This is a genomic window from Acetobacter papayae JCM 25143, assembly GCF_000613285.1.
In the GTDB taxonomy this organism is placed as follows: Bacteria; Pseudomonadota; Alphaproteobacteria; order Acetobacterales; family Acetobacteraceae; genus Acetobacter; species Acetobacter papayae.
The window spans coordinates 18944-40783 of sequence record NZ_BAIN01000017.1; the positions used below are offsets into that span (position 1 = coordinate 18944).

Below are 21840 nucleotides of genomic sequence, written 5' to 3' on the forward strand. Positions count from 1 at the left end.
TGTCGTCGGGTGGTGACTTTTAATCACCGATCAGGCGGGGGGGTGCCTTCCTGTCTGGCGGCTTCTTCCAGCAGCCATGCCCGGAACGCGCTCAGGGCCGGTTTGTCCCATGCCTGAGCGGGTGCCCGCAGCATATAAGCGCCCAGCGTGGTGTCGATCAGAGGGGTCTGGCTGGGCTGCACACGCACCAGCCGCCCGGATTCGAGGTCATCTCCCAGCAGGAAGGCGTTGCTCAGGGCAATGCCTTCACCCGCGCGGGCGGCTGCGAGCGTGACATGCGCCTGCCAGAGCCGCCCGGCGGCGTTCAGCGCGCCGGGCCGCACGTTCTGGGCGGCAAACCACAGGCGCCATTCGCTGTCATCTTCCTCCAGCAGTAGGGGGGCGTGCAGCAGGTCGGCGGTGGTGCGTGGCTGCCCACCCATTGCGATCAGCCCGGCGGGCGAGATAACGGGAAAAACGGCGGGCCGGGCAATCAGCACGCTCCGCAGGTCGCGCGTGTCCGTGCTGATGGTGTTGTCCTGCCGGTAGCCGATCTGCGCGTGGCTGTGCGGGCTGACACCGCTGACATGAAAGGTCGTGTTGGCGTCTACCGCGCGCAGCAGCACATCCGTGCCGGGATAAGCCCGGCGGAACGCGCCTAGTCTGGGCAGCAGCCAGTGATAGGCAAAGCCGTGCGCGCAGGTCACGGTCAGGGAACGGGGCTGGTTACGCAGCTCGGCCGTGGCATTGGCCAGTTCGTCCAGCAGGGGGGCTATGCGGTCGTGGTAGCTCTGCCCGGCCTGTGTCAGCGCGCCGGTTTCGCGGTCGCGCAGGGGGGTGCCCAGTCGCTGCTCAAGGTCGCGGATATGGCGGCTGATGGCGGCATGGTCCATGCGCAGGGCCGCTGCCGCCCGCCTGATACCCCCGGTGCGGGCGAAAGCAACAAAGGCGTTCAGGGCCGCGAGGGGGGGAATATGCGCGCGTGAATCCATGCGGAACGGCTAGAAAATGAAAGAAGATCACTCCATTGGACGGGAAAGCGCTCAAAAGGCAAGGGGGCCACGCCGGGAAAGAATGCAGGGCTGGGCCATGCAGGCTGTTTTCAGAAGGTAACCGAGGAGCGCAGGCCAAAAATGGCCTCGTTCTGCACCGTATGCTCGTGTGTCCAGTCCAGCACCCCGCCGGAGGGGTTGAAGATGTACTGGAAATCGGGCTGGAGGGTGCACCAGGGTAGAATCTGGGCCTGATAGGTCAGCTCTATATAGGTTTCGGTGTTCTGTACGGGCAGGCGGGCCGTGCGGTCGTACTGGCGCAATCCGGATGAGGCCTGCCCAAGCCCCCAGCCAAGCCCCAGCGTGTCATTCAGGCGTGAGCGGAAGGGGGCGTTGAAGTTGATGCCCATATCCACCGCAAAGCTGATCTGGGTGCTGATGGACGGGCCGCTGCCTGTCACGCGGGTGAAAGCGCCTATGGAGCGGGCGGAATCGGGGGCCGGGCGCCAGAGCATCTGGTCTATAACGGCGTAAATGAGCCAGTTACCCGCCACCATGCGGGGAGAGGCGGTTGTATCCTGTGCGCTGCCCAGCGGAATACCGCTGGTGTTGTAGCGGTAGTCGGGAAAATCGGCCGTATCGTAATAGCCACCCAGTTTGTAAATGCCCGGCAGCCCCACATGGCCCGGCCCCGGATTAATGGCATACTGGATTTCGGCCATCAGCAACGCGCCGGTGTTCATGTTGAACAGCGTGCCGCTGCCATCCATGGCTGTCTGGTTGGTGGGGTCCGCGGTGTTGCCGCCATGCTGGACAGTAAAGGCATTATAGCGCACCCCGGCGGGGTTATCATCCGCCGCGGCAACCAGAATGCTCAGGCTGTCATTCGGGCGATAGCGCACGCGGATGGCGGGCGAACTCAGCGGCCATGACGGGCCACCACTATACAGGTTGTTGGAGGGGGCTACCGGCCAGCCCATATTGGCGTTCAGATACAGTGCGCCGTAGTTGGAAATCAGGAATTCCGTATCCAGATCCTGCTGCCCGATCTTGATATCCAGCGTGTTGTCCAGAAAAGACTGCTGGTACCATAGTTCAAACAGGCGGGTGGAGCGGTCTGCCTCATAGCCCGAGACCGGGTTGAACAGGGCAAGATGGTCCTGCGAGATCGACCGGCCATGGGTTTGCAGGGCGCTGATATTGAACAGGCCCCCGCGCAGGCCCATGATTTTTTCCAGATCAAGGCCGAGTGTCACCAGCGTAACGCCATCATAATACGGGCCAGTGCCTGAGCCTTTGCCGCCATCCCCCGCCGAGGCGCTGCCACCTGTGACGTTGGCCCATAATTCGTCCACTTCCTGCACATCGAGCGTAATGCCCTGATGCGCCATCCAGTGCCGCGCGCCCCACAACCCGCCCAACAGGTGATCGTCCATCTCATCGGGGGCTTCTGTCGCGGTGGGGAGCGGAGGGCTCGCATCGGCATTGGTGCCGGTGCGTCCCGCATCGGGCATGGTGATAGGGCCGATCTGCTCAATGACGGGGGCAGAATGGGCTAGCCGCCGCTGATCGAGTTCCACCTGTGTTTCAGGCTGTTCAGCCCGTGCAGGTGTGCCGGACAGCCCCGCCCATAATGCGGGGGCTGACAGGGCAAGCAGGAGGAACCACGTCCCGACAGGGGGGCGTGGCGTCATGAATCTGTCTGGCTCACAGAGTGAGGAAAAAGGGCGTGCGTTAGGGAAAATCAGGATAATTCACTCAGGAACAGGGCAGAGAGGGTTGCGGCGTCAGGTCGGCACCATAACCGCAAGGCCTGCCATGGACAAAGCCATCCAGCCATGCGGAATGTTCCGGTGGCTGGAATTCATTGAATTATCATAATCATCGGCGCCCCACATCGCTTGCCTGTGTGGGTTTGCCCGTGCGGACAGGGCGCGTGAATGGCTGCCATACAGGCAGTGGAACCATAGCGGTATGCCGGAGGGCGAGCGCTTTGCCATTGGGGCAGGGCCGCAGCGCGCCCGGTAGGCCAGTCTGGGCCGTGCCGTCAGGCGCGCGGGTGCGTAAAATGCGGCACCCGCGCAAAGGGGGATCAGAACAGTGGTTTGATGGTGCTGTCCACGTTCTGGGGCGTTTTGTAGACGTTGTATTTCACATTGAAGCGGTCGGCGTTTTCATCCGATCCGTAAAGGGAGTTCAGCCCCGGACCGCGTTCAAAGATCGGGCGGCTGTCAGACAGGCTGAGCAGGTGTGTGCCATCCAGAAACCGCTTGTATGTTTTGGGCGCAATGCCCACGCGCCGGGCCATGATATCGATGGCATCGGCCTGGGTTGCGGGGTCTTTGATATAGGCCACCACCCGGTTCCAGATCTGGACAACCTCGCGCCACTCCTTTTCGTGGGTTTTCAGGCTGAGCGGATCGACCGAGAGCGTGTCGTAAATCAGCCCCGGCGCATCATGTGAGGTAAAGAGCGGGTGAGAGCCCGAAACCTCATGCAGCGCCTGCCCCGCATTGGGCTGCCATACCCCGATAGCCGATACACTGCCCGAGGCCAGAACCTGCGGCGTTTCATTGGTGGGGGTATGAACGATAGTGATGTCGCTTTCCGACAGGCCGCTGCGTTGCAGGGCTGTGAGCAGCAGCAGATGATCGACCAGCCCGGTTTCCACCGCTACCTTATGACCTTTCAGGTCGGCCACGGTTTTAATGTCCTGTGTGGCAACGATCATGTCATTGCCGTCCGAATAGTCGTTCAGCATGATCGTAATGCTTTTATGCCCGTTAGCTCCGGTGCTCAGTACATCACCATTGGTGGCGCTGATGGCGTCGAGCTTGCCCGTTGCATAGGCATCCAGCATGGCACCGTAATCGAACCAGTCGAATACGACATCGAGCTGTTTTTCAGCGAACCAGTGCTTATCGATGGCGATCTGCCAGGCCACGCTGCCCGGCCAGTCGCTATAGCCAATGCGTAAGGGCTCGGCCTGCGCGCTGCCCGCAAGGCATGCCAGACCGAAGGAGCAGGCGGCCAGAATTGTTTTCCACGAAAAACGCTTTGTCATGGCAGGGGTCTCCGCTTGGTTTGGCGCTCAGGACGCTGTGTGTCCGGGGTGCTGCTTCTGTCCGAGGGTTTCCAGCACGGCGATCAGATCGTCCGATTTGCCAACCGTGCCGAACAGGGTCGAGGGGTCACGGATAATGCTGACAGCCGCCTCCTTGAGTTCCAGCGTAACGGCGGCGGTTGCATCTTCGAGCAGGAGGTTGTCAAACCCCCGGTCAGCCGCCTCACGCATGGAGGTATGGACACAGCATTCCGTGGTGACGCCGGTAAAAACAAGATGGCGGATGCCGTTGGCGCGCAGGATATGCTCCATTTCCGTGCCGTAAAAACAGCCGCTGCCGACCTTGTCGATCATGATATCGCCCGGTTCGGGGGCGAGTTCGGGAATAATTTCATGCCCCGGCTCGCCGCGTGTCAGCACGCGGCCGAGGGCAGTATATTCGCCAACACCCGCGCCATCATAGGCAAGGCGGGTGCGGAACTGCTTGACGGCAGTTAGGTCGGAGCCATCGGGGCGGTGGCCCTCGCGGGTGTAGATCACTTTCATGCCTGCGGCTCTGACGGCACCCAGAACGCGTTTGATAGGTTCTATGGGCGCGCGCATGAGGTCAAGCGCGGGTGTCAGGCTGGCGACCCACCCGCCCGGCGCGCAGAAATCAACCTGCATGTCGATAATGACCAGAGCGGTTTCCGAGGGGTGGAAATCGCCGGTAAAGGGAAAATCATACCCTGTCGCGGGAACCTGAAGTGCCATGCTCTGTAACCCTGAAAAAAAATAGAGACCGTGTGGTGCAGGGGCGGTTATGCGCCGTGCCTTCAGGGTAGTGCAGGCCAAGCCATACGCGGAACGCCTAAAAAAATGATAAGGGGTATAAGACTGTAGTATATCAAAACAGGGTCAGACGAACGGGAGAACCCAGTATGACGGCGCGCACGGACCAGCCTTTGTCGCAGGATGAAAGGCGCTTTATCACGCGGGCTGACTGGAACCTGTTTCGCCAGTTTTATGAAATCGCCCGCTGCGGCAGTATTAGTGCTGCGGCCCGCTCGCTGGGTATGCACCAGCCGGGCCTAAGCCTGTCGCTCAGGCGGCTGGAAGAGCAGGTGGGGGTGCAGCTATGCCGCCGCACACCACAGGGTATTGCGCTGACACCGGCGGGTAAGGCGGTTTTTGAACAGATTACCGAGGCGGCGGAGGCGGTGCGGATGGTGCCGCATGTAGCCCGTGAGGCCGCAAGGCGGATCGAAGGTACGCTGCGACTGAGCATGATTTCGGATATTCTCTGTCAGGACCTTGATGATGCCCTGACTTCATTCTCCGCCCGCCATCCTGATGTAACGGTCAAGGTGGAAATCCGCACATGGCGCAACGTGCTGGATGCGGTGCAGTCGGGCGAGGCCGATGTGGGGGTAACGTATGAGAGCGAGTCCGTGCCCACGCTGCGTTACGAACCCATGTTACGTGAAAGCCAGCAGCTTTATTGCGGGCGTGCGCATCCGCTTTTCGGACATTCGATCAGAAATCCCGCGACACTGGCCGGGCAGCGTTTCATTCTGGCGGCTGCGGATGAACCTGCGGATGTCGGGCGGTTCAGGCTGCATTACGATTTGGGCAAAAACACCGTGGCACAGGCGGATGACCTGAGTGAAGCCATGCGTCTGATCCGTCTGGGGTTGGGTATAGGGTTTTTACCAACCATCGTGGCCGAACCACTGGGTGAGCGGCTCTGGCCCCTGCTGCCGGGTTCGCTGCGGCCAAGTTATTTTGTGTATCTCATTACCGGCGATTTTACCCGGCTTTCGACTCCCGCCCAGCTTTTCCATGAAGAAATACTGCGCCGCCTGCGCGCAAGGCCCGGTTTTCGTTAAAAGCGACAGGGCTATGCGTAACGCTAAGTAATTTCGCGCATCCCGTCTAAACGATATCATATCGTAATATTTCCATGTCGCCAGCGGGTAAGTGCGGCCACAAGGAGATGTTCATGATTGCGCGCGTGTCGCGGCTTCCTATGAGCCGCAGGAAGAAAATGATGTGGTGTGGCGGCATATTGTCCGCCTGTGCGGCCTTTGGCCTGTCCCAGCCCCGTCCGGCGCAGGCCGGTGTTACGGTCAATTTCGGCAAGGACAAGTCTTTTACGCTCGGTGTGGGTGTGCGTGGCCAGTACCTGACCCGCGACCCCGCAACCAAGGATAATTCCAGCGCGGCCAGTGCGGCTGACTTTCGTGTTTACATGGGCGCGCAGTTTCATCGCTATGTCAAAACAACGCTGAACCTCGAACGCCTGCGCGATGGTAACTGGAACGTGCTCGACGGCATCTTGCAGGTTGAACCCATGAAGGCGTTCAATGTCTGGTTCGGGCGGATGCTGACCCCGAGTGACCGTTCAAACCTTGATGGACCGTATTTTCTCAGCACCTATGCCTTTCCGCTGGTTTCGCAATATCCCGGTGCATGGTCTGGCCGTGATGACGGTGTAACCATCTGGGGCAAGGTGCTGAATGATCGCTTCCGCTATACGGCGGGTATTTACCGTGGCCATAACTGGGTGCCCGGTGGATCGAACTACGGCGAGCATCCGCTGTTTGCTGGCCGGCTTGAATATAACTTTCTCGATCCCGAACCCTCTCCAGCCTATTACACCGCCAGCACCTATTACGGAAAAGCCGATATTCTGGCGATTGGTCTGGCCGGGCAGTATGAGGTGGATGGCGTAGGCTCCGCACAGCAGAAAGGTGATTACAAAGCCTGGAACGTGGATGGCCTGTTTGAGAAAAAGATAGGTAAGGACGCCCGTTACGGCGTTTATACCCTTGAGGGTGCGTATTATCAGTACTACACCGATGGCGTGAAAGATATTGCAGCCGGTTATGGCCAGCGTGACCCGGATTACGGGAATGTTGGCGGTATCAATAACGGTACGGCTTTTCTGCTCAGCACGGCGTATCTTATTCCTTACCGGCTGGGCTGGGGCCGCGTGCAGCCGTTGGTACGGTATCAGGAGTTCATTTACAAAAAAGATATGTATGGGCCGGGGCATCCGAAAACCACACAGTTCGATGCAGGGGCCAACTACGTGATGGACGGACATAACCTGCGCTTCACGTTCGATTATGTTCGCTACAGCCCGGCAGGCAGTCAGGCATCGAATGCGTTTCTGCTGGGTATGCAGTTGCAGTACTGATCCGGTCTGAGACCGCTTGTTCCAATTTCCGGCCGGGTTGTGCACGATTATCCCGGCTTTATCGGAGTGCAGACCTTGAAACGATCTTTTCTGTACGGGGCTCTTTTCATGTCCTGTCCCCTTGGTATGGTGATGGCCCATGCCGCGCCATCTTTGCAGAGCATGGACTGCCGGCATCTTGTGGTAGAAGATGTCAGGCTGAGCGATAAGATCAGCGCGCGCCAGAACCATGATACGACAGCGGCTGAAAAAGGCTCGGCGTTCAGCGTCAGTTTTGACCCGTTCCCGGGTTTCGGAATCATGAACGGCATGACCCTGACCCCCTCGGGGCATGGTGGGGTCAATGAGTGGGATGACATGAAGCTCGAAGACCTTGAAAAAAGGCTGTCAGAAGTACAGGCTCTTGAGCAGCAAAAACTCTGCCCGAATATTACTGTGCCTTCAGACGAGCAGCCCCGTCTTTCTGACGCAAAATAAGACGACCGCGCGCAGAGGGGCCGCCGCTTGATGCGGCCTCTCTCCGTTATGGGCTGGCCGGGTGCTTACGGCCTGCCCTGTCCTTCCTGCAACAGGCGTGAGGCGGTGGATGCTGCGGCGGCCCGTGTGCTCATGCCAGTTTTATTGTAGATTTGCTCCATATGTTTATCGACCGTGCGGGGGCTGACAGACAGAATATCCGCAATGTCGCGGCTGGTTTTGCCGCGTGATATCCATAAAAGCACTTCGGCCTCACGCGCGCTCAGGCCCAGCCTGTCCTGCAACACCCGCTCGGGCTGGTGGGCCTGTGTGGTAATGCGCAGCAGTCGCTCATCTTCCCCCATACCGTTGCCTGTAGCGCCGACAAAAATCAGGCTTAGTTCATGATCCTCTGCCCTATGGCGCAGCAGCACACTGCCCGGTGCGGGTAACGGCGTGGGAATGGATAGTTCCGCCAGCAGGGAGGGGGGAATGTTCTCCAGCAGGCGGGCCGCATGGGGTGTTGTCCATACGATATCGCCCCTGCGGTTGAGCGCTAGAAAATACCGCCCGACATCATCCAGCGCTCTATGGGTCGCGCGGATACGCGCCGAGGCCTCAAGGTGAACATTCACCCGTGCCAGCACTTCCTCTAGCCGTAGTGGCTTGTTCACGTAGTCTACCGCACCGGCTTCGAACGCACGCAGGACATGTTCGGTTTCTGTCAGTCCGGTCATGAAAATGATTGGTGTTGTTGCGTTCTGTCTTCTCTGGCGCAGTTTTTTGCATACTTCCCAGCCGGTCATGCCCGGCATCAGGGCGTCGACCAGAATCAGGTCTGGCGCTGTATGCGAGACCACTTCAAGCGCTGCCACCCCTGATTGGGCAAGCAGAACTGTGTAGCGTTATCAGACAGTTTTTCATCCATGATACCCAGCACGCTTGGGTCATCATCAATCACGAGAATACAGCGGCGTGTGGAAGCAGACAGGGTCATGGCTGTGTGTGTTCCAGATGCTGGCGAAGGTTTTCAAGCTGATAACCGGCGGCGAGCGCGAGCAGCGGGGCCAGAACATTCTGTAGTTCCGGCCGATTGGCCTGCAAAACAGCCAGATGGTTTTTCAACTGACGCAGATTGCCGCTGTCCAGCGCTTCAAGCAGGAGCGCGCGTTCGGCAGGAGGCAGATGCGCCGCCTGCTGGGGGGGTATGTCCATGCAGGGTTCGTGGGCTATCTCGCTGGATGTTTTACCCTCGTTGGTGGGAGCCTGTGTGCCTGATTGTCCTGTTTCATCCGTAAGGGGGTATGGGGGGGCTTCTGCCGTATCAGGCATGATCCATGTCAGGGAGAGAATATGACGGATGTTTTCGAGCAGAACCGACAGGTTGACGGGTTTGCCAATCACGGGACAGTCGTCCAGCGAGGGAACATGCCGGTTTGCACTTTCCACCAGATTGCCGGTCAGGAACAGGATGGGAATGGCAGGGCCGCCCTGTGCGCGAATACGCAGTGCGAGTTCGCGCCCGTCCATTCCTGGCATGGACAGGTCGAGCAGGAGCAGGTCGGCCTGGCGGGTTTCAAGCCAGCTCAGGCAGGCGGGCCCACTTTCCACATCCTCGACATCGAAACCGCATTGCTCCAGCAGTTCGCGCATGATCTGGCGGTGTTCGGGGTTATCATCGACAATCAGCACCTTGCGGCGCGGGCCTGCATAGCCGGTGGGGAAAGCGGAAAGGCGCGGGGCGGGGCGGCTTTGCCGGTCAGGCAGCATCAGCCGCACGCGAAAGCGCGTGCCCACACCGGGTGTGCTGGAAAATGTCAGCTCGGCACCCAGTATTTCGGTCAGCAGTTTTGTAATGGTCAGGCCCAGCCCGGTGCCGGGAATACTGGCGGTGGAGGCAGAGCGTTCGAAAGGCTCGAAAATCCGCCCCTGATCTTCGGGCGGAATGCCAAGGCCAGTATCTTCAATAACGAATTCTGCAATTTGTGCCTGCCATGTTGCGGAAAAAGTGACAGAACCATGCTGCGTGAACTTGACTGCGTTGGAGAGCAGGTTGAGCAGGATCTGCCGCAGCCGGTGTTCATCGCAGGTGACAACCGCTGGCAGCGGGCCGGGCTGCCATAGAAAGCGCAGGCCCCGTGCCTGTGCCTGCATGCGGATCATCTGTGCGACCGATTCAAGAAAAACCGGCAGCTCCACCATGTCGGAATGCAGCTCGATCCGGCCAGCCTCAATGCGCGAGATATCGAGCAGGCCCGACAGGATAGAGGTGATATGCTCCCCGCTTTCGCGCATGATACCCAGCGCGCCCAGCCGCTCGGGCGGGATACGGCGGTCATGCTCGAAAAGCTGGATATAGCCCATGATGGCATTCAGCGGAGAACGGATTTCATGACTGATCCCGCTGATATAGCGTGTTTTGGCAAGGCTTGCGGATTCAGCCTTTTCACGCGCCTGTTGCAGCGCCTGATCCGTGCGGCGGCGGGCACGGATTTCGTTCATGAGTAGGCGGGTCTGGTGCAGGGTTTCGCGCGTGGCGGTGCGGCGGCTTTCCTGCGCCATGACCAGCAGCCACGCCCCTACCGTGCTGGCCAGAAAAGAGACAATCAGCAGCGTGCTGTCAAAAGGCAGGCCAGTCTGGCGTGCCAGCAGCGCCATAACCACAACAATGCCGCAGAGCAGAAAGGCAAAGCGTCCCCCGGGCGAGGTCAGAACATGGCGCAGGCGTGGCGGCAGGCTGTGCAGCGGGGTTGCCATTTGTGCGGCCATACGGGTGGAAACAGGCTTGCAGCGGTCGCGGCAGCGGCTGTCCAGCGAACAGCATAGCGAGCAGATTGTGCCGCCATAGGCCGGACAGGGGGCCATATCTTCCGCTTCAAAGCGGTGTTCGCAAATGACGCAGGTTTTGTGGGCTCTGGTGTTCCAGTCTGTGGGGGGCTGGCGGGCCAGATAGGTGCGCCCGCCGGTTATGGAGGCCAGAAGGGGCGCGCTCAGGCAGCTAGTGCCAGTGTTATGAAAGGGGCATAGGCCGCAGTCAGCGGGCCTGCAACACCGCTCAGGGCCACAAACCCCATAGTGGCAGCCAGTGCCCATGCCCCCAGCCCGACAAGGTTGAGGTCAGGCAGGAAGGCGCGTTTGAACTCTATGCGCGCGGGGCTCAGCTTCAGGGGTTTGCACAGTGCTACATCCCCCAGAATGGCCCCGATCCACGCGCAGGCCAGCACGGCATAGAGCGTGATCCCGGTCTGGATCGTGTTCACCAGCCGGCTTCCATCAGCAGTAGGGCAATGGCGATATTGAACAGCACGTAAAACACCCGCCCCGGATGAGTGTGTGTCAGGCGGGAGAAGAAGTTCGACCACGCCAGCGACCCCGCATAGGCATTGGTGATGTTGATTTTGATCTGTGAAAGCGCAACCAGCGCGACTGTCATTACGGCGGCAAGCTGGGGTGGCACGCATGTGCTCCATGCCAGCCAGTACATCAGCCCCGGCTGTGCCGCCTGAGCGGCTGAAAATCCGCCTTGCAGCACGGCCCATGCCAGCAGCGAGCCCGCCATGATTTTAAAGGCGTCCAGCACCACCCAGCCCGGCCCGCCCAGAACCAGTGCCACCCACCATGCGCGGCGGTTCTGGGGTGTCTGCTCGGGCAGAAAGCGCAGGAAATCGATCTGCTCCGCACTTTGGCAGACCAGAACGATAATAACCGAGGCCGCGCTGCCAATGGCAATGGCGTTGACCTCGCCCAGTGCCGGGGTAAGTCCGTTGAAATGCGCCCAGCCCGGTACAAGGGCAGGGTGGGTAAGCAGGAGAGCCACCAGCGGAATAAGGTTGAGCGCGAGCCAGACCGGCAGTGTTGCAATCTGGAAACGGGCGATGAAGGTCATCCCCCATGTGACAAGTGGGATGATGATGACCGAGCAGCCCAGATACGCAAGCCAGAGCGGCATGCCCAGCAGTGCGTGCAGCGTGCCCGCCAGAATGGCGGCTTCCAGCCCGAAAAAAATGAACGTGAAACTGGCGTAAATGACCGAGGTTATGGTGGAGCCGATATAGCCGAACCCGGTGCCGCGCGTCAGCAGGTCTATATCCAGCCCGGCCCGCCCGGCCGCCACACAGAGCGGCAGGGTAATGCAGAAAATAACCACCGTGGCCAGCAGGGTTGCCAGCAGCGTGTTGGAAAAACCAAAAGCCAGCGTGAGCGTGCCGCCCATGGCCTCAAGCGCCAGAAAGGATGTGGAGCCAAGGGCCGTTAGCGCGGCGCGCATGGGGGTGGCGGCCCGCGCCTTGCGCGCAGTAAAGCGCAGGGCGTAATCCTCGAATGTCTGGTCGGCCGCCCAGCGGCTATAGGCCCGCCGTGTGCGGACAATACGCAGGCGGCTGGTGTCTGGCGGGGGGGCTTGCGTCAAGGTTACGCGGTCCTGCTGTTCCCGGTTGGCTGATGTACTTATAGCGGTGCCGGAGGCCTGACACACCATACGCAGGATCGCGTATGGCGCGGCTGTCTGTCATTTGGCTGATAATGAGGACAGCAGCAACAGGAGTGCTTTGTTCATGTCGGCCAAACTGCCCCCCCTTTCCCGCCGCGCCTTCGGGCGTCTGGCTCTGGCATCGTCCGCAGCGGCACTGGGTGCTGTCTGGAAACCGGGTGATGCGCTGGCCGCTACCCCCAAGGGTGAGCCGATCAAGGTCGGCATTCTGCATTCCCTGTCCGGCACCATGGCTATCAGCGAAACGACCCTGAAGGACGTGATGCTGATGCTCATTGCCGAGCAGAACCGCAAGGGCGGGCTGCTGGGCCGCCCGCTTGAGGCTGTTGTGGTGGACCCCGCATCCAACTGGCCGCTTTTTGCTGAAAAAGCGCGCCAGCTTCTGTCGGTGGACAAGGTAGCCGCAGTGTTCGGTTGCTGGACCAGCGTATCGCGCAAGTCGGTGCTGCCGGTGTTCGAGGAACTCGACGGCATCCTGTTCTATCCTGTGCAGTATGAAGGGCAGGAGTGCAGCCGCAATATCTTCTATACCGGTGCGGCCCCCAACCAGCAGGCTATTCCCGCAGTGATTATCTGTTGAGCGAGGAAGGTGGCGGCGCCAAGCGTTTTGCCCTTGTGGGTACTGATTATGTCTATCCGCGCACGACCAACCAGATCCTGCTCAACTACCTGAAGGCCAAGGGCATCAAGGAAGAGGATATTATGGTCAATTATACGCCGTTCGGGCAGTCCGATTGGCAGACCATTGTATCGCAGATCAAGGCTTTTGGTTCGGCGGGTAAGAAAACTGCTGTTGTTTCAACAATCAATGGCGATGCCAACGTGCCCTTCTATAAGGAGCTGGGTAATCAGGGCATTTCCGCCACTGATATTCCCGTCATGGCTTTCAGCGTGGGTGAGGAAGAACTGGCGGGCATGGATACCAAGCCGCTGGTTGGTCAGCTTGCCGCGTGGAACTACTTCGAAAGCATTAATACGCCCGCTAACGAGGCGTTTATCAAGGAATGGCACGCGTTTACGAAAAACCCCAAGCGTACCACAAACGATCCCATGGAAGCACATTACATCGGCTTCAACATGTGGGTGCAGGCCGTGACCAAGGTGGGCAGCACTGACCATGACAAGGTGATTGACGCATGATCGGTATCCGCCAGCCTAACCTGACAGGTGGTGTTGCCGAAATGCTGCCGGACCATCATCTGACAAAGCCTGTTTATATCGGCGAAATTCAGGATGATGGGCAGTTTGCCGTCGTATGGAAAACACCCGCACTGGTGCCGGGTCAGGCGTGGTCTCCCTGGGTGCCGGAAACCAAGGACCTGATCGGTGACTGGAGCAAGCCGATTGTCTGCGGCAATTACAACACGGTTACAAAAACCTGCCTTAGCAAGAAACATGCGTAGTTTTGTAAGGTTCTGCCTTGTAGCGGCTTTTTGCGTGGGGGCCGCTTTTGCGGCTCCGCGTTGCGCACGGGCAGATGTGTTTGCGGGGCTGGCTAGCGGCCAGTTCGATACCGTGGCGCAGGCCATAACCGAACTGGCCGTATCGGGTTCTCCGCAGGCTGGTGCCGTGCTGGGCGCGCTGGAGCAGCATCAGCTGTTTTTTACGCCCGATGGTGGGCTGTTCCTGCGCGATGGCGAGGCTTACATCGATGCCCGCACCGGCCAGCCCGTAGCGACCTCGCCCGAGGGGCTGGCTGCGGTGCGGCTGAATAACCGTGTGCGCAAGGCGCTTGCGGGCGCACGGGCGGGTATGGATCTGTTCTCGGCGGACAGGGCCGCGCGCCTGCATGCCGCTACAACCCTGTACGAACGGCATGACCCGGCGGCATTGCCGGTGCTGCAACAGGCCCTGAGTGCCGAAAAGGATGCCGCCATTCACAAGGAGCTGGCGCTGGCTCATGCCGCGACCATTCTGGCGCAGCCCCCGGCAGACGACCAGCTTGCCGCCCGCATACAGGCCGTTGCGGCCCTGCGCGCCACAGGCGGGCTTGAGGCGCGCGGTATTCTGGCTGGGGTCGGGGCTAATGAAAGTGAAAATGCGCAGGTTCGCAAGGCGGCACAGGAGGCCGTGGCCAGCATAAACTGGCGCTTGCGGGCATGGAGCATTGGCCAGAACGCCTTTTACGGCCTGAGCTATGGCTCTGTTCTGTTGCTGGCGGCAACGGGTCTGGCCATTACGTTTGGCGTCATGGGCGTGATCAACATGGCTCATGGCGAACTGGTGATGATCGGGGCCTATGTCACTTGGCTGGTGCAGCAGGGCGTGCGCTCGGCGGCTCCTGCGCTGGAGCCGGTTTCGCTGCTGCTGGCAATTCCCGTGGCGTTTTGTGTCTGCGGTGGGTTGGGTGTGCTGATTGAGCGCGGGCTGATCCGGTTTCTGTATGGCCGCCCGCTAGAAACCCTGCTGGCGACATGGGGGCTGTCGCTCATTATGCAGCAGGCCGTGCGTTCGGTGTTCGGGCCGACCAATATTCCTGTTGCCACGCCGGGTTGGCTTACGGGGTCTTTCGCGCTGGGGGGTATGGACATTACCCTTAACCGCCTTGCCATTCTGGTTTTTGCCTTTCTCGTGCTGGGAACGCTCATGTGTGTGCTGCGGCGCACCCCGCTGGGGCTGGAAATGCGCGCGGTTACACAAAACCGGCGCATGGCCGCGCTGATGGGTATCCGCACCCCACGGGTGGATGCACTGGCCTTTGGGCTGGGGGCCGGGCTTGCGGGTCTGGCCGGGGTTGCTGTCAGCCAGATCGACAATGTCAGTCCCAATCTGGGGCAGACCTATATTATCGACAGTTTCATGGTGGTGGTGTTCGGTGGTGTGGGCAATCTGTGGGGCACGCTGGCAGCAGCCATGACGCTGGGCATGGGGGGCAAGGTGCTGGAGCCGGTCATTGGAGCGGTATCCGCAAAAATCGCCATTCTCGTTCTGGTCATTTTGTATATTCAGCGTAACCCGCGCGGCATGTTTCCCGTGCGCGGGCGTGGGGTGGAATCATGAACCGCCTGTTTCCATCCACATCGGGCGCGCAGGGCTTTGCGGGTGTTGCGCGCATGGCGGTGGTTGTGCTGGTGGGTGCAGTGGTGCTGGCCGTAGCCAGCCTGCTGCCCGAAAGCAGCCCGTTGCATGTGTCCGCTTTTACGGTTTCGCTGGCAGGCAAGTATCTCTCTTACGCCATGCTGGCGCTTGCGGTTGATTTGGTCTGGGGTTTTGCCGGGATACTGACACTCGGCCACGCTGCATTTTTTGCGTTGGGTGGCTACGCCATGGGCATGTATCTCATGCGCGAAATTGGCGCGCGGGGTGTTTATGGCAATGCCAGCCTGCCCGATTTCATGATCTTTCTGTCATGGACAAAGCTGCCTTGGTACTGGTGGGGCAGCGGGCATTTTCTCTGGGCCTGCCTGCTGGTGCTGGCGGTGCCCGGTGTGCTGGCGGGTGTGTTTGGCTGGCTTGCCTTCCGCTCGCGGGTTTCGGGCGTGTATCTGTCCATTATGACACAGGCTCTGACCTATGCACTCATGCTTGCGTTTTTTCAGAATGGCTTTGGGTTTGGGGGCAATAATGGCCTGACCGATTTCAAGGATATTCTGGGCGCGGATCTGCACAGCCCCGTAACCCGCGCGGTTCTGCTGGTTATAACGGGTGTTGTGCTGGCGCTGGCACTTATGCTGTCGCGCTTTGTGGTGGCGGGTCGTTTTGGCAACCTGCTGGTGGCGGTGCGTGATGCAGAAAGCCGCACGCGTTTTCTTGGCTATAGGCCCGAGCAGGTCAAGCTGCTGATATGGGTGTTTTCGGCCATGCTGGCGGGTGTGGGGGGGGCGCTGTACGTCACGCAGGTTGGCATTATCAATCCCGGTGAGTTCGCTCCGGCCAATTCGATTGAATCCGTTATCTGGGTTGCGGTTGGTGGCCGTGGCACCCTGTCTGGCGCGGTGCTCGGGGCGGTGCTGGTGAACATGGGCAAGACCGTGTTTACGGCATGGTTGCCGGAATTCTGGCTGTATGGTCTGGGGCTTTTGTTTCTGGTTACGACGCTGTTTCTACCAAAGGGGTTATGGGGCTGTTTAAACCCGCCCCCCGTAAGGAGGCAGAAGACATCACGCCCGAGGTTTCCAGCCCGGAAGGAGATGAGGCATGAATGCGCCAAAACTTCTGGAAATGCGTGATGTCAGTGTCACATTTGACGGGTTTAGAGCCATAAATGGTCTGAGCCTGACACTGGCCGCAGGCGAAATGCGCGCGATTGTCGGCCCTAATGGGGCGGGCAAGACGACGATGATGGATATCATCACCGGAAAAACCCGCCCAGATAGCGGTAGTGTGCGCTTTCATGGTCAGGACCTTACCCGTCTGGATGAACCCGCCATTGCCCGGATGGGGATTGGCCGCAAGTTTCAGAAACCCACGGTTTTTGAGGCGCTGAGCGTGCGCGAAAACCTGCTTTTGTCATTAAGTGGCCTGCGTGGACCATTTTCGGTTCTTATGGCGCGCCTTTCGGGGAAGGAGCAGGCACGGGTGGACCATCTGCTGGATATGACCAGACTGGGTGATTTTGCCGACCATCAGGCGGGTGGCATGAGCCACGGGCAGAAACAATGGCTCGAAATTGGCATGCTTTTGGGGCAGGAGCCCGAGCTGCTGCTGGTGGATGAACCGGTAGCAGGCATGACCGATGCCGAAACCATGGCCACGGCAGACCTGCTACGCGAAATCAACCGTACGCGTAGTGTTGTGGTGGTGGAGCACGATATGGATTTCGTGCGCGCTCTGGATGTTGGCGTGACTGTGCTGCATGAGGGCTCGGTGCTGGCCGAGGGTGCGCTGGATACAGTCAGTGCTGATCCGCGTGTTATTGAGGTCTATCTTGGCCGCTAGAGTATGCGCAGGCAGCCTTCGGGCACAATGGACGCAAGGAAAGGAGATAGCCCGCATGCTCAGGGTTGAGGACGTGCATCTGCATTACGGAGCCGCCATAGCCCTGCGCGGTGTTTCCCTGACCGCGCAGGTAGGCAGGTGAGCTGCGTGCTGGGGCGCAACGGTGTGGGTAAAACCAGTTTGCTGCGTGGGATTACCGGCATGCACGCGCTCAGTGCCGGACGCATTGAGTGGGAAGGAGAGGACATAACCCGCCTGCCAGCCTATGAGCGCGCCAGACGGGGCATTGCCACAGTACCGCAGGGGCGCGATATTTTTCCGCTGCTGAGTGTGCGCGAAAACCTTGCAACAGGTTTTGGTCTTTTGCCGCGCAGGCAGCGCCGGGTGCCTGATGAGATTTTCGACCTTTTTCCCGTTCTGGCCAAAATGCTTGACCGTAAGGGGGGCGATCTCTCCGGCGGGCAACAGCAGCAGCTTGCCATTGCACGCGCGCTGGTTATCCGCCCGCGCCTGCTGGTGCTGGATGAACCGACAGAAGGGATTCAGCCCAGCATCATCAAGGATATTGGCACCATTATCGGTATGCTACGCGACCGGGGCGACATGGCTATTGTTCTGGTAGAACAGTATTTCGATTTTGCTTTTGCGCTGGCCGATCAGGTTACGGTCATGGATCGGGGCAAGGTTGTGCTGTCAGGGGAGGCCCGCAGCCTCGTGGCAGACGAAGTGCGCACACATATCGCGATCTGAATTGTGCAGATTGATTGGGGTGTCTGGAAAGAGGATTTTTGGAAATCTATTTTCTGAAAAACAGGAAAATGTTTTATCCCCATTCTCGGGTAAAGCATTTTTCCATTCGTTCTACGATTGGACGGTATTTGTCTGCTTTGGTTTGCGGATAAATAATTTCAAACATTGAGTGCTGGTGTTTTTCAAGGTCGTAAAAGAAAAGGCCCACCCCGTAAGTGGGGGTGGGCCTTGTATGGCGTTATTCTGCCGCAGGTACGTAAACGCGGCCGCCAGCCTGACGAAACTCCTCGTTTTTCTGTTCCATGCCAGCGAGGCGGATGGCATCTTCGCGCAGGTCCTGGCTGATCCGCATGGAGCAGAATTTCGGCCCGCACATGGAGCAGAAATGCGCGGTCTTGTGGGCCGTGCGCGGCATGGTTTCATCGTGATAGGCGCAGGCCGTATCCGGGTCGAGCGAGAGGTTGAACTGATCCTCCCACCGGAAGGTAAAGCGTGCGCGGCTTAGGGCGTCATCACGCCTGCGGGCCGCAGGGTGCCCCTTGGCCAGATCAGCGGCATGAGCCGCAATCTTGTAGGTGATAACGCCTGTTTTCACATCGTTGCGGTCTGGTAGGCCCAGATGCTCCTTGGGTGTTACGTAGCACAGCATGGAAGTGCCGAACCAGCCGATCATGGCTGCCCCAATGGCCGAGGTGATGTGGTCATAACCCGGTGCGATATCGGTCGTTAATGGCCCAAGCGTATAGAACGGCGCTTCGTCACATTCGCGCAGTTGCTTGTCCATGTTTTCCTTGATCTTGTGCATGGGCACATGGCCCGGCCCTTCGATCATGACCTGACAGCCCTTGGACCAAGCGATCTTGGCCAGTTCGCCCAGCGTTTCCAGTTCAGCAAACTGGGCGGCATCATTGGCGTCAGCCGCGCAGCCGGGGCGCAGGCCATCACCCAGCGAGAACGAGACATCATAGGCGCGCATGATGTCGCAGATTTCCTCGAAATGTTCGTACAGGAAGCTCTCGCGGTGGCCGTTGAGGCACCAGCTCGCCATGATGGAGCCGCCGCGTGAGACAATGCCCGTTACCCGCTCGGCGGTCAGCGGCACATGGTGCAGGCGTACACCGGCATGGATGGTAAAGTAGTCCACCCCCTGTTCGGCCTGTTCGATCAGCGTGTCACGGAAAACCGGCCAATCGAGTTTCTGAACGTCGCCACCAACCTTTTCCAGCGCCTGATACAGCGGCACGGTGCCGATGGGCGTGGGAGCGTTACGCAAAATCCAGTCACGGATATTGTGGATGTTCCGGCCCGTGGATAGATCCATGACCGTATCCGCACCCCAGCGGATGGACCAGACCAGCTTTTCCACTTCTTCGGCGGCGGAGGAGGTCACGGCGGAGTTGCCAATATTGGCGTTCACCTTAACCAGAAAATTCCGCCCGATAATGACCGGCTCAAGCTCGGGGTGGTTGATATTGGCGGGAATGATGGCCCGGCCGCGTGCGATTTCGTCGCGCACAAATTCGGGGGTGACAAAGTCGGGCAGGGCAGCGCCAAAGGATTCGCCATCGGCCCGGCGTATTGCCGCATCCGGGGCGGCCTGCTCGCGGCTCAGGTTTTCGCGGTGCGCCACATAGATCATTTCTTCGGTAATGATCCCGGCCTTGGCGAATTCATACTGTGTCACCTTTTGCCCGGGCTTGCCCTTCAGCACCGTGTGGGCGGCTGGGCATGGGGCAACAAGATGCGCGCCCTCGGCATTGCCGTTATCCTCGGGGCGGACACTGCGCGGCGTGGTCTGCTCATAGCCGCGCAGTGCTAGCCATGCCGAGCGGATGCGGGGCAGGCCGCTGTTAACGTCTATGCGCGCGGCAGGGTCGGTATAGGGGCCGGACGTATCATAAACACGCAGGGGCGGTTCGTTCGCATCCGGGCTGAGCATGATGTCGCGGAAAGGCACGAGAATATCGGGCCGTCCTGCCGGGCTGCTATAGACCTTGGCCGAGCCACGAATAGGCCCGGTGGTGACATGGCCCGGAGCCGGTGCCGTGGTGTTGGCCGGTTTGGGGTTGCCGCCCGCATGCCCGCCCGGGGCGTTTTCATGCGGCGCGTCAGGCGCTGACAGGGTAGAAGACATTACATTTCTCCTCAGCCGAGGAGGACAGGCCAGACCAGACAACCCGAAAGGGTTTACGCGCGCGTGCAGCCATGCAGGCTGTTCTTGTCAGGCACCAGTCCCTCCGCCGGTATGAGCCGGATCAGGTTCCCCATCCGAGCCTCATGCCCGGATGGCAGGGTCGCCACGGTGCCTCCTTGCGGATAGCGTGAAGTGGCCTCTCAGTTCCTTGCCGGAACCCCCCTTGGTGGGGCCAAGCAGATAACCAAGGTCCGGTAACTGTCAAGAAAAATTCGGATAGAATGGAAAATCCGGCCTGCCTGTACAGGGCCTGAAAACGGGCTACGCGCGCACGGATACAAACATCACAATAGAGAAAAAATTTATAGATGTGAAATGATTTTTGTTTATGTCATGTTTTTGCCATGGTAAACGAAAGAAAATCAGCTCTTAACGCTCTGAAGAGCCTTGAAATATCGCCCAATGCAGGACGTGTATTGTGGTTTGCTGTCTTTGTGTCTGCCATATGTGGTGGACTTTACGGCTATGATACCGGCATAATTTCCGGTTCGTTACTTATCATGGAGAAAGACTTTCATCTTTCTTCTGTTCAGGAAGAACTGATTACCTCAGCCATCCTGGTGGGTGCGGTACTGGGTGCGGTGGGCATTTCGTGGTTTTCCGAGCGGTTCGGGCGGCGCAGTGCTGTCATGATTGTGACCGCAGTGTTCACCACGGGGGCCATTGCCTGCTCACAGGCACCGGATGTGGCAACGCTGATTGTGGCGCGTATCTATCTGGGGCTGGCGGTGGGGGGCTCCACGCAGGTGGTGCCCACCTATATTTCCGAACTCGCTCCCGCCAGCCAGCGCGGTAATCTGGTCACGGTCTTTAATGTCGCGATCGGGGTCGGGATTTTTCTGGCCAACCTCATCGGCTTTTCCATGCGCGATAGCTGGGGCTGGCGGCCCATGATTGCCGTTGCGGCTGGCCCGGCGGCTTTTGTGTTCGTGTGCATGTTCTTCATGCCGCGCAGCCCGCGTTGGGTGGCTGAAAACGAGGGCTGGTGCCCGCACTTGAACAGCTTGGGCGGGTGCGCTCCTCCCGCAAGCTGATCCGGCGCGAAATTACCGAAATCCATGACAGCGTTTCTGGTATGGAAGATCAGGAGCGGGGCTGGCGTGGCCTTATGCTGCCTTGGGTGCGCCCGGCACTGATCGCGGCACTCGGCACTGCGTTCTTTACGCAGGCCGGTGGTCTGGAGATGATGATCTACTACACCCCCACCTTTCTCTCCGGGGCCGGGTTTGGCGGGTCCAGCGCCCTGCTGACCAGCCTTGGCGTGGCGGCTGTCTATCTGATCATGACCCTGCTGGGCTGCCTGTTTGTGGATAGGATCGGCCGCCGCAAGCTGATGCTGATCATGGGGCCGGGCTCGGTGCTGAGCCTGCTGGGGCTGGGTATCGTGTTTGCCCTGCATCCTGCGCCGGGCAGCACGGGGAGCTGGCTGGTTATCGTGTTTCTGCTCCTGTTCATGATGTTCAACTCTGGCGGTATTCAGGTTGTGGGCTGGCTGCTGGGGGCTGAAATGTTCCCCCTGCCATGCGTGCGGCGGCGTCGAGCGTGCATGCCTCCGTGCTGTGGGGGGCTGACCTGCTGGTAACGGCCACTGCACTTTCGCTGGTGCAGCATATTTCGCTGGGGGGTACCATGTGGCTGTATGCCGCGGTCAATCTGGCCTCGGTGGTGTTTGTCTGGTTCTGCGTGCCCGAAACGTCAGGGGCCTCGCTCGAGGATATCGAGAACGCGCTCCGCGAAGGCGAATTCCGGCCCACGGCAGCGAACGGGCGGCGTATCGCCATATCGGAGGACGAGAATGAACCCGAGGGTTCGACGGTGGCAGAGGTGCCCCACGCCGTATCCTGAGCGGTTTATACG

16 protein-coding genes and 3 pseudogenes are annotated in these 21840 nt (G+C 59.7%); 9 read left to right on the forward strand and 10 right to left on the reverse strand.

Features of this window, described 5'->3' with window-relative positions; translation table 11 throughout:
- Positions 1 to 23 precede the first annotated feature (23 nt).
- The 4 genes from JCM25143_RS06255 to JCM25143_RS06275 form a co-directional block, all read right to left on the reverse strand.
- The gene (locus tag JCM25143_RS06255) at positions 24 to 971 is read right to left on the reverse strand and encodes a LysR substrate-binding domain-containing protein (RefSeq protein ID WP_025860399.1); all 948 of its coding nucleotides are present in this window, start codon (positions 969 to 971) and stop codon (positions 24 to 26) included.
- Between the two features lie 110 nt (positions 972 to 1081).
- Positions 1082 to 2665 (reverse strand): carbohydrate porin, encoded by a 1584-nt coding sequence (locus tag JCM25143_RS06260; RefSeq protein WP_025860400.1) that lies wholly within the window; start codon positions 2663 to 2665, stop codon positions 1082 to 1084.
- A gap of 398 nt (positions 2666 to 3063) precedes the next feature.
- Complete coding sequence (locus tag JCM25143_RS17440; RefSeq protein ID WP_051543002.1) at positions 3064 to 4035, reverse strand: ABC transporter substrate-binding protein; 972 nt, start codon at positions 4033 to 4035, stop codon at positions 3064 to 3066.
- A gap of 27 nt (positions 4036 to 4062) precedes the next feature.
- The gene (locus tag JCM25143_RS06275; protein ID WP_025860401.1) at positions 4063 to 4788 is read right to left on the reverse strand and encodes a cysteine hydrolase family protein; all 726 of its coding nucleotides are present in this window, start codon (positions 4786 to 4788) and stop codon (positions 4063 to 4065) included.
- 167 nt (positions 4789 to 4955) lie between these two features.
- Here JCM25143_RS06275 and JCM25143_RS06280 point away from each other — a divergent pair, with 167 nt between their 5' ends.
- The 3 genes from JCM25143_RS06280 (at position 4956) to JCM25143_RS17445 (ending at position 7693) form a co-directional block, all read left to right on the forward strand.
- The gene (locus tag JCM25143_RS06280) at positions 4956 to 5903 is read left to right on the forward strand and encodes a LysR family transcriptional regulator (protein WP_025860402.1); all 948 of its coding nucleotides are present in this window, start codon (positions 4956 to 4958) and stop codon (positions 5901 to 5903) included.
- 161 nt (positions 5904 to 6064) lie between these two features.
- Positions 6065 to 7216, forward strand: a complete 1152-nt coding sequence (locus tag JCM25143_RS06290; RefSeq protein WP_051543006.1) for a hypothetical protein — start codon at positions 6065 to 6067, stop codon at positions 7214 to 7216.
- A 108-nt stretch (positions 7217 to 7324) separates the two neighbouring features.
- Positions 7325 to 7693: a hypothetical protein gene (locus tag JCM25143_RS17445; protein WP_148300026.1), complete on the forward strand. Its 369-nt coding sequence runs from the start codon at positions 7325 to 7327 to the stop codon at positions 7691 to 7693.
- Positions 7694 to 7758: 65 nt separating this feature from the next.
- Here the strand turns inward: JCM25143_RS17445 and JCM25143_RS17450 are convergent, their stop codons facing one another.
- From JCM25143_RS17450 to JCM25143_RS23670, 5 genes are all read right to left on the reverse strand, one after another.
- Entirely contained in the window at positions 7759 to 8547 is a 789-nt protein-coding gene (locus tag JCM25143_RS17450; RefSeq protein ID WP_234395032.1) for a response regulator, read from the reverse strand.
- Positions 8505 to 8669, reverse strand: coding sequence for a hypothetical protein (locus tag JCM25143_RS23655; RefSeq protein ID WP_234395033.1), 165 nt, complete (start codon positions 8667 to 8669; stop codon positions 8505 to 8507). The genes JCM25143_RS17450 and JCM25143_RS23655 overlap by 43 nt, the downstream gene beginning before the upstream one ends.
- Positions 8666 to 10537: an ATP-binding response regulator gene (locus JCM25143_RS23660; protein WP_234395034.1), complete on the reverse strand. Its 1872-nt coding sequence runs from the start codon at positions 10535 to 10537 to the stop codon at positions 8666 to 8668. Before JCM25143_RS23660 ends, JCM25143_RS23655 begins: the two co-directional genes overlap by 4 nt.
- Positions 10538 to 10662: 125 nt before the next feature.
- Positions 10663 to 10932: a hypothetical protein gene (locus tag JCM25143_RS23665; protein WP_234395035.1), complete on the reverse strand. Its 270-nt coding sequence runs from the start codon at positions 10930 to 10932 to the stop codon at positions 10663 to 10665.
- On the reverse strand, positions 10929 to 12080 hold the full coding sequence (locus tag JCM25143_RS23670; protein WP_234395036.1) for a purine-cytosine permease family protein: 1152 nt from the start codon (positions 12078 to 12080) through the stop codon (positions 10929 to 10931). The genes JCM25143_RS23665 and JCM25143_RS23670 overlap by 4 nt, the downstream gene beginning before the upstream one ends.
- A gap of 145 nt (positions 12081 to 12225) precedes the next feature.
- On the opposite strand from JCM25143_RS23670, the pseudogene urtA reads away from it, so the two are divergent.
- From urtA to urtE, 5 genes and pseudogenes are all read left to right on the forward strand, one after another.
- Positions 12226 to 13564, forward strand: a pseudogene (gene urtA / locus JCM25143_RS17460) (urea ABC transporter substrate-binding protein).
- On the forward strand, positions 13557 to 15161 hold the full coding sequence (urtB, locus tag JCM25143_RS06315) for an urea ABC transporter permease subunit UrtB (RefSeq protein ID WP_025860405.1): 1605 nt from the start codon (positions 13557 to 13559) through the stop codon (positions 15159 to 15161). The pseudogene urtA and the gene urtB overlap by 8 nt, the downstream one beginning before the upstream one ends.
- Entirely contained in the window at positions 15158 to 16330 is a 1173-nt protein-coding gene (gene urtC / locus JCM25143_RS17465; protein WP_234395037.1) for an urea ABC transporter permease subunit UrtC, read from the forward strand. The genes urtB and urtC overlap by 4 nt, the downstream gene beginning before the upstream one ends.
- Positions 16299 to 17039: an urea ABC transporter ATP-binding protein UrtD gene (gene urtD, locus JCM25143_RS06325; protein ID WP_025860406.1), complete on the forward strand. Its 741-nt coding sequence runs from the start codon at positions 16299 to 16301 to the stop codon at positions 17037 to 17039. Before urtC ends, urtD begins: the two co-directional genes overlap by 32 nt.
- Before the next feature lie 55 nt (positions 17040 to 17094).
- Positions 17095 to 17789: pseudogene (gene urtE, locus JCM25143_RS17470) on the forward strand (urea ABC transporter ATP-binding subunit UrtE).
- A 238-nt stretch (positions 17790 to 18027) separates the two neighbouring features.
- On the opposite strand, the gene thiC reads toward urtE, so the two are convergent.
- Positions 18028 to 19923 (reverse strand): phosphomethylpyrimidine synthase ThiC, encoded by a 1896-nt coding sequence (thiC, locus tag JCM25143_RS06335; RefSeq protein WP_148300027.1) that lies wholly within the window; start codon positions 19921 to 19923, stop codon positions 18028 to 18030.
- A gap of 404 nt (positions 19924 to 20327) precedes the next feature.
- Here thiC and JCM25143_RS17475 point away from each other — a divergent pair.
- A pseudogene (locus JCM25143_RS17475) lies at positions 20328 to 21828 on the forward strand (sugar porter family MFS transporter).
- Positions 21829 to 21840 lie beyond the last annotated feature (12 nt).

What these genes read in the sequence shown, in the direction of transcription:
- urtD (WP_025860406.1), top strand. Translation starts at nt 16,299, where the DNA reads ATGAATGCGCCAAAACTTCTGGAAATGCGTGATGTCAGTGTCACATTT.
- JCM25143_RS06255 (WP_025860399.1), bottom strand. Translation starts at nt 971, where the DNA reads ATGGATTCACGCGCGCATATTCCCCCCCTCGCGGCCCTGAACGCCTTT.
- thiC (WP_148300027.1), bottom strand. Translation starts at nt 19,923, where the DNA reads ATGTCTTCTACCCTGTCAGCGCCTGACGCGCCGCATGAAAACGCCCCG.
- JCM25143_RS17440 (WP_051543002.1), bottom strand. Translation starts at nt 4,035, where the DNA reads ATGACAAAGCGTTTTTCGTGGAAAACAATTCTGGCCGCCTGCTCCTTC.
- JCM25143_RS06260 (WP_025860400.1), bottom strand. Translation starts at nt 2,665, where the DNA reads ATGACGCCACGCCCCCCTGTCGGGACGTGGTTCCTCCTGCTTGCCCTG.
- JCM25143_RS17445 (WP_148300026.1), top strand. Translation starts at nt 7,325, where the DNA reads ATGTCCTGTCCCCTTGGTATGGTGATGGCCCATGCCGCGCCATCTTTG.
- JCM25143_RS23660 (WP_234395034.1), bottom strand. Translation starts at nt 10,537, where the DNA reads ATGGCCCCCTGTCCGGCCTATGGCGGCACAATCTGCTCGCTATGCTGT.
- urtC (WP_234395037.1), top strand. Translation starts at nt 15,158, where the DNA reads ATGAACCGCCTGTTTCCATCCACATCGGGCGCGCAGGGCTTTGCGGGT.
- JCM25143_RS23655 (WP_234395033.1), bottom strand. Translation starts at nt 8,669, where the DNA reads ATGACCCTGTCTGCTTCCACACGCCGCTGTATTCTCGTGATTGATGAT.
- JCM25143_RS06280 (WP_025860402.1), top strand. Translation starts at nt 4,956, where the DNA reads ATGACGGCGCGCACGGACCAGCCTTTGTCGCAGGATGAAAGGCGCTTT.
- urtB (WP_025860405.1), top strand. Translation starts at nt 13,557, where the DNA reads ATGCGTAGTTTTGTAAGGTTCTGCCTTGTAGCGGCTTTTTGCGTGGGG.
- JCM25143_RS06290 (WP_051543006.1), top strand. Translation starts at nt 6,065, where the DNA reads ATGTGGTGTGGCGGCATATTGTCCGCCTGTGCGGCCTTTGGCCTGTCC.
- JCM25143_RS06275 (WP_025860401.1), bottom strand. Translation starts at nt 4,788, where the DNA reads ATGGCACTTCAGGTTCCCGCGACAGGGTATGATTTTCCCTTTACCGGC.